The organism is Falsiroseomonas sp. RANM36 (assembly GCF_056682175.1).
The window spans coordinates 798401-804416 of the sequence record NZ_JBWXTD010000004.1 but is presented as its reverse complement, the minus strand read 5'-3'; the positions used below and the strand labels follow the sequence as shown (position 1 = coordinate 804416).

Below are 6016 nucleotides of genomic sequence, written 5' to 3'. Positions count from 1 at the left end.
GCGCGCCCGGCGGGCCCCCCCCCCCCCCCGCGGCCCCCGCGCCGCCCCCCCCCCGGGGGGGGGGGGGGCGCAGGGTGCCTGGCGGGGGCGGTGGATCGCAATTGGCATGGGAGGCCCCGATGCGTGGTTTACGGCAAGATGCGGCCGGAGCACCGAAGCCTCAAGAGCGCGCCGGCTCGCTCGGCCGTGCGGCTCGTCCCGGCTCGGCGGCGCCGGCATGGCGCAGCCCGGCCTGCAGATAGTCCCAGCCGGTGACCAGGGTCAGCACCGCGGCGGTCCACAGCATCGCTTCGCCGATCAGGCCGACCGGCAGGAAGCCGAGATGCAGCAGGCCCGCCGCCGTATCGCCGGCCAGCAGCGTGCCGAGCGCGCCCATCTGGAAGCCGGTCTTCCACTTGGCCAGCCGCGTCACCGGCAGCCCGAGGGACAGGCCGGCCAGGTATTCGCGCAGGCCGGATACCAGGATCTCGCGCAGCATGATGACGATGGCCGGCAGCAGCCCGAGCGCGGTCAGCCGGTCCATGCCCGCGAGCAGCATCAGCGCGGCGCCCACCAGGAGCTTGTCGGCGATCGGGTCGAGCATGCGGCCGAAGGCGCTGGTCTGCTGCCGCTCCCGCGCCAGCTTGCCGTCGAAATAGTCGGTGATCGCGGCGGCGGAGAACACGACGCAGGCGGCGAAGTCGCCCCAGGGGTCGCGCAGCGCCACCAGGACGACGAGCACCGGGATCGCTGCGATCCGCGAGAGCGTCAGCAGGTTGGGCAGGTCCATCGGCATGCAGGCCCGGTTTAGCAGAAGCCCGCAGCCGGAGCGAGGAGGACGGTGCCCCCCGGGCCGCCGGCCTCAGCCATCGGTGGGGTGGAAATGGCCGTGGATCTTGCGCGCCACCGCGGGCCCGATGCCCGGCGCCTTCTCCAGATCCTCGAGCGCCGCGTTGCGCACCCCGCGGGCCGAGCCGAAATGGTTGAGCAGCCTGCGCTTGAGCGCGCTGCCCACGCCCGGGATCTCGTCCAGCTCGCTGCGGGTGATCGCCTTGGACCGCCCCGCCCGGTGGGAGGCGATGGCGAAGCGGTGCGCCTCGTCGCGCAGCCGCTGCAGGTAGTAGAGGACGGCGTCGCGCGGCGGCAGCTGGAAGGGCGCCTTGCCGGTCTGGTGGAACCATTCGCGCCCGGCGTCGCGGTCCGGCCCCTTGGCGATGGCGACGAGCGGGATGTCGTGCAGCCCCATCTCGTTCAGGATCTCCCGTGCCGCGGAGAGCTGCCCGGCGCCGCCATCGATCAGCACCAGGTCGGGCCAGGTCCCGGTCTCGCGCTCGGGGTCCTCCTTGAGCGCGCGGCCGAAGCGCCGGTCGAAGACCTCGCGCATCATCGCGAAATCATCCCCCGGCTTTGCGTCCCGGATGCCGTATTTGCGGTAGTGCTGCTTCAGGAAGCCGGCGGGACCGGCGACCACCATCACGCCATAGGCGTTGGTGCCCATGATGTGGCTGTTGTCGTAGACCTCGATGCGCTCGGGCGTGTCCGGCAGGTCGAACAGCCGCGCCACGCCGGACAGCAGCTCGGTCTGCGCGGCGCCCTCGGCCATGCGGCGCTCGATCGCCTCCCGTGCATTGGTGGCCGCGTGCTCCACGGCGGCGCGCTTGTCGCCGCGCTGCGGGCGGTGGATCTCCACCTTGCGCCCGGCCTTGATCACCAGCGCCTCGGCGAGGATCGCGGCATCCTTGGGGTCATGGCTGACCAGAACCAGCGGCGGCGGCGGCAGGTCGTCGTAGAGCTGGGCGAGGAAGGCGCCGAGCACCTCCTCCGGCGACTGCTCGGTCTTCGCGTGGGTCAGGAAATACGGCCGGTTGCCGTTGTTCCGGCCGCCGCGAAAGAAGAAGACCTGCACGCAGGACTGGCCGGCCATCTGGTGCAGCGCGATCACGTCGGCATTGCCGACCCCGTCCAGGTTCACCCGGTCGCGCCCCTGCACATGGGTCAGGCCGCGGATGCGGTCGCGCAGCGCGGCGGCGCGCTCGAATTCCAGTCGCTCCGCCGCCGCCTCCATCTCTGCCGCCAGCCGCCTCTGGATGCTGGGCGTGCCGCCGTCGAGGAACTCCTTCGCCTGCTTCACCAGATCGGCATAGTCGGCCTCGCTGATGCGCTTCACGCAGGGGGCCGAGCATCGCTTGATCTGGAACAGCAGGCAGGGGCGGGTGCGGTTCTCGAACACCGTGTCGCGGCAGGAGCGGAGCAGGAACACCCGCTGCAGCGCCGTCAGCGTCTGGTTCACGGCCCAGGCCGAGGCGAAGGGGCCCCAGTAGCTCGAACCCTTGCGGCGTTCGCCGCGATGCTTGGCGATCTGCGGATAGGGGTGGTCCTCGTGCAGGACCAGCCAGGGATAGGACTTGTCGTCGCGCAGGACGATGTTGAAGCGCGGCCGCAGGCGCTTGATCAGGTTGGCTTCCAGCAGCAGCGCCTCGGCCTCGCTGGCGGTTGTCACCACCTCCAGCGCGCGCGTCTCGTGCACCATGCGGCGCAGCCGCTCCGGCAACTGCCCGACACGCGTATAGGCGGCGACGCGCCGGCGCAGGCTGCGCGCCTTGCCGACATAGAGCGCATCGCCCCGAGCATCGAGCATGCGATAGACCCCCGGCGCCAGCGGCAGGGTGGCCAGCGCCGCCTCGATCGCGCCCAGCCCGCGCGGGGCGGGGGCTGCCTCCCCGGCGGAATCGGTCTCGCAAGTCATGCGTGCAGGATATGGCGCCGCTGCGCGCCATACGACAGGCAAGGCATTCGCGGCGTTGTCCACGGAAGCTGTGGACAAGTCTGTGGGCGACATGGGCGCAATGGCCGCGAAGTGGCCGTCATCCGCCGGATGGATCGCGCTGCACGCATTTTAGGCATATTTGTTAACGTATTGATCTTCTGCCAGAAACTGCGAGAGCACCCCCCCGCGAAGCGATCAGGGCCGGATTGGCCGCTCCCAGGCGATGGCAACCGATCTGGACGTCAAGGCGGTGGACAATTCGGGTCGTCGCCCGCCAAGCCCTTCTGTTGTCTGCGCCTTTCGACCATCACCCCGACTGCCGCCACATCCGAGAAGGCTTCCGGTTTCTCAACCGTCACGCGTGCCCGCTCCACCCGCTGGTCCTGCAGCGCGGCCGCCGCGATCCGCTCGGCCAGGGTCTCCACCAGCAGCACATGGCCGGTCGCGACCACGGCGCGGGCCAGCTCCACCAGGCTCTGGTAGTCCACCACGCGGCGGAACTCATCCGGCCCGACGTCGGCCGGCGCCGCCTCGTCGCGCACCAGCAGCTCGACATCCAGCCGGATGCGCTGCGGCGCCGCCTTCTCATGCGGGTGGATGCCGAGGCGCGCCATCAGCTCCAGCCCGCGGACGAAGACCACGCGGCGGCCACGCTCGGCATCGGGGGCGTACATCATTCGACCATGTCCATCGGGTCGCGCACCGGCGCCCATTGCAGGTGCTGCCCGCCATCGAGCGCGATCATCTGCCCGGTCATCGAGGGCAGGGACAGGATCGCCAGCAGTGCCGAGGCCACTTCCGCCGGGGAGGTGGCGCGCCGCAGCGGCACGGAGCCGGCCTGCCGCTCGAACTGCTCCGCGGTCTGCCGCGCCGAGGGGAGCGCCGGGCCCGGCCCGATCGCGTTGACCCGGATCCGCGGCGCCAGCGCCAGGGCGAGCGTCTGGGTCAGCGTCCAGAGCGCCGCCTTGGAGACCGTGTAGGAGACGAAATGCGGCGTCAGCGACCACACCCGCTGGTCCAGCAGGTTCACGATCACCCCCTCGCGCCCGCGCGGCAGCGCCTTCGCCACGGCCTGCGCCAGCACGAAGGGCGCCCGCAGGTTGGGCTCGAGGTGGCGGTCCCAGCTCGCGCGCGTCGCGTCGTCCCACTCGTCGCGCTCGAAGGTGGAGGCGTTGTTCACCAGCACCCCCAGCGGCCCGAGTGCCGCTTCCGCGCCCGGCACCAGGCCCATCACCTCCTCCTCCCGCGCCAGGTCGGCCCGCAGCGTGACGGCGCGGCGGCCGCGCGCGCGGATCTCGGCGGCGACCTCGGCCGCTTCCGCGGCGCTGGCGGAGAAATGCAGGGCGATGTCGAAGCCGGCCTCGGCAAGCGCCAGCGCCATCGCGCGCCCGAGCCGCTTCGCGCCCCCGGTGACGAGGGCGGCGCGGGGGATCGTGTCGGGGATCGTCATGGCGCCGCGCAGATGGGGGTGCCCGCCGCTTCCGGCCATATGGCGCGCGACGCGATCAGGCCGCGTGCCGCGCGGCCAGCCGCATCAGGCGCAGGAAGTTCCCGCTCCAGAGCAGCCCGATCTCCCGCGCGCCGTAGCCCCGGCGGTGCAGTTCGGCGGTGACGGCACCGGAGCGCGCGGCATCCGGCCAGTCGCTCAGCCATCCGCCGCCGTCGAAGTCCGAGGACAGGCCGACATGGTCGATCCCGATCCGCCGCACGGCGTGGTCCACATGGTCCACATAGTCCGCCACGCTGGCCGCCTGCCCCGCATTGCTGCCCGGCATCGCGCGGAGGAAGGCGGAGACGGCGGTGATCTGCACCAGCCCGCCCACCGCCTTCAGCGCGTCGAGCTGCGCGTCGTCGAGGTTGCGCGGATGGGCGCGCAGCGCGGCGCAGCAGGCATGGGTCGCGACCACCGGCGTGCGGGACGCCTCGGCCGCCTGCAGCATGGCGGCGCGGGAGGCGTGGCTGACATCCACCAGCAGCCCGACCCGGTTCATCTCCGCGATCGCCTGCCGGCCGAGCGCGGAGAGGCCGCCATGCCGCTCTGGCCCGTCGCCCAGGTCCTTGCGCGGGATGGCGCTGTCGGCCAGCAGGTTGTGACCGTTGTGGGTGAGCGTGACGTAGATCGCCCCGAGCCGCCGCCAGAGGCCGAGCCGCCCGAGATCCTCGCCCATCGCATAGCCGTTCTCGACGGCCGAGAGCACGGCAAGTTGACCGGCGGCCCTGGCCGCTTCCAGCGCCGGCGCATCGGCGCAGAAGGCCCGGTCGCCGCCCGCGGTGCCGGCGATGTGGCGCAGCATCGCCTCGGCGCGGCCGGCGGCGGCATCGTGCCCCTCGGCGGTCAGCTTCCCCTGCGGGACATAGGCGATGAACACCACCGCCCCCAGCCCGCCCCGCCGCATCTTTGCGAAATCCACATGTCGCTTCGTCTCGCCCGCGGGGTCGGGCGGATCGGGCCATGGGATGTCCACATGGGTGTCGAGGGTGAGGGTCTGCGCGTGGATCCGCGCGGCGTCGTCGGTCTCGGGCAAGGCGCGGGGATTCTCCTTGGCGGCGAGGCTGCGGTGGGGCGCCGCGAGCGTCAACCGGCCCAACCCTCCCATGCGGACGACTTGTCCGGCGCGAAGCCGGCGCGGCATCATCATTCCGTAACACGGCCCGGCCCGCCGGCGCCGGTCCTGGCGCTGGCCGCCAGCAAGACAGGAGGACGCCATGCGCGACCGGCCCCTCGCCGAGATGCTGCTCCACCGCCGCGATCCCGTGACGCTCGGGCCCGACGCCACGGTGCAGGAGGCCTGCCGCGTGATGCGGACCCATCGCATCGGCTGCGTGCTGGTGACCGACCCCGATGGCGCGCTGCTCGGCATCTTCACCGGGCGCGACGCGATCTGCCGGATCGGCGCCGAATGCCTGCCGCCGGCGCGCACACGGCTCGGCGACGCCATGACCCCGAAGCCGGTCACCCTGCCGCCGGGCGCGAGCGTGGTGGAGGCGCTGCGCCTGATGCAGGATGGCGGCTTCCGCCACCTGCCGGTGGTGCAGGACGGGCGCGTGGCCGGGATCGTCTCCCGCGGGGATTTCCGGGCCATGGAGCATGCCCGTCTGAACGAGGAGAACGGCTTCTGGGAGGTCCTGCGGTGAATCGCTTCCCGGGGTGATGCTCTCGCGCCGGCGAGGAAAATGACGGTCGGATTGAAGTTTTGTCAGGCTGAGACTTGCACCTGCCCAGGCGCATCCCCATCCCAGATGCGGGGCGGCGACTTATGCGCCGCCCCG

General features: G+C 72.1%; 6 protein-coding genes. 1 reads left to right on the top strand and 5 read right to left on the bottom strand.

The features are described 5' to 3' along the window. Positions 1–160 precede the first annotated feature (160 nt). The 5 genes from pgsA to AC1MIR_RS17635 form a co-directional block, all read right to left on the bottom strand. A complete protein-coding gene (gene pgsA / locus AC1MIR_RS17655) occupies positions 161–775 on the bottom strand; it encodes a CDP-diacylglycerol--glycerol-3-phosphate 3-phosphatidyltransferase (RefSeq protein WP_480029491.1) in 615 nt (204 codons plus the stop codon). Positions 776–841: 66 nt separating this feature from the next. Continuing rightward, the gene (gene uvrC, locus AC1MIR_RS17650; protein WP_480029490.1) at positions 842–2725 is read right to left on the bottom strand and encodes an excinuclease ABC subunit UvrC; all 1884 of its coding nucleotides are present in this window, start codon (positions 2723–2725) and stop codon (positions 842–844) included. Between the two features lie 263 nt (positions 2726–2988). Further along, entirely contained in the window at positions 2989–3423 is a 435-nt protein-coding gene (locus tag AC1MIR_RS17645) for a dihydroneopterin aldolase (RefSeq protein ID WP_480029489.1), read from the bottom strand. After that, complete coding sequence (locus tag AC1MIR_RS17640; protein ID WP_480029488.1) at positions 3420–4196, bottom strand: SDR family oxidoreductase; 777 nt, start codon at positions 4194–4196, stop codon at positions 3420–3422. The genes AC1MIR_RS17645 and AC1MIR_RS17640 overlap by 4 nt, the downstream gene beginning before the upstream one ends. Positions 4197–4251: 55 nt before the next feature. After that, positions 4252–5271, bottom strand: a complete 1020-nt coding sequence (locus AC1MIR_RS17635; RefSeq protein ID WP_480029487.1) for a dipeptidase — start codon at positions 5269–5271, stop codon at positions 4252–4254. A 181-nt stretch (positions 5272–5452) separates the two neighbouring features. Here AC1MIR_RS17635 and AC1MIR_RS17630 point away from each other — a divergent pair, with 181 nt between their 5' ends. Beyond that, positions 5453–5881 carry a CBS domain-containing protein gene (locus tag AC1MIR_RS17630; protein WP_480029486.1) on the top strand — a complete coding sequence of 143 codons (429 nt, stop codon included), beginning with the start codon at positions 5453–5455 and terminating at the stop codon, positions 5879–5881. Positions 5882–6016 lie beyond the last annotated feature (135 nt).

Bases quoted from the DNA above. Each gene is read 5' to 3' on its own strand.
- pgsA (WP_480029491.1), bottom strand. From the start codon at position 775: ATGCCGATGGACCTGCCCAACCTGCTGACGCTCTCGCGGATCGCAGCG.
- uvrC (WP_480029490.1), bottom strand. From the start codon at position 2,725: ATGACTTGCGAGACCGATTCCGCCGGGGAGGCAGCCCCCGCCCCGCGC.
- AC1MIR_RS17645 (WP_480029489.1), bottom strand. From the start codon at position 3,423: ATGATGTACGCCCCCGATGCCGAGCGTGGCCGCCGCGTGGTCTTCGTC.
- AC1MIR_RS17640 (WP_480029488.1), bottom strand. From the start codon at position 4,196: ATGACGATCCCCGACACGATCCCCCGCGCCGCCCTCGTCACCGGGGGC.
- AC1MIR_RS17630 (WP_480029486.1), top strand. From the start codon at position 5,453: ATGCGCGACCGGCCCCTCGCCGAGATGCTGCTCCACCGCCGCGATCCC.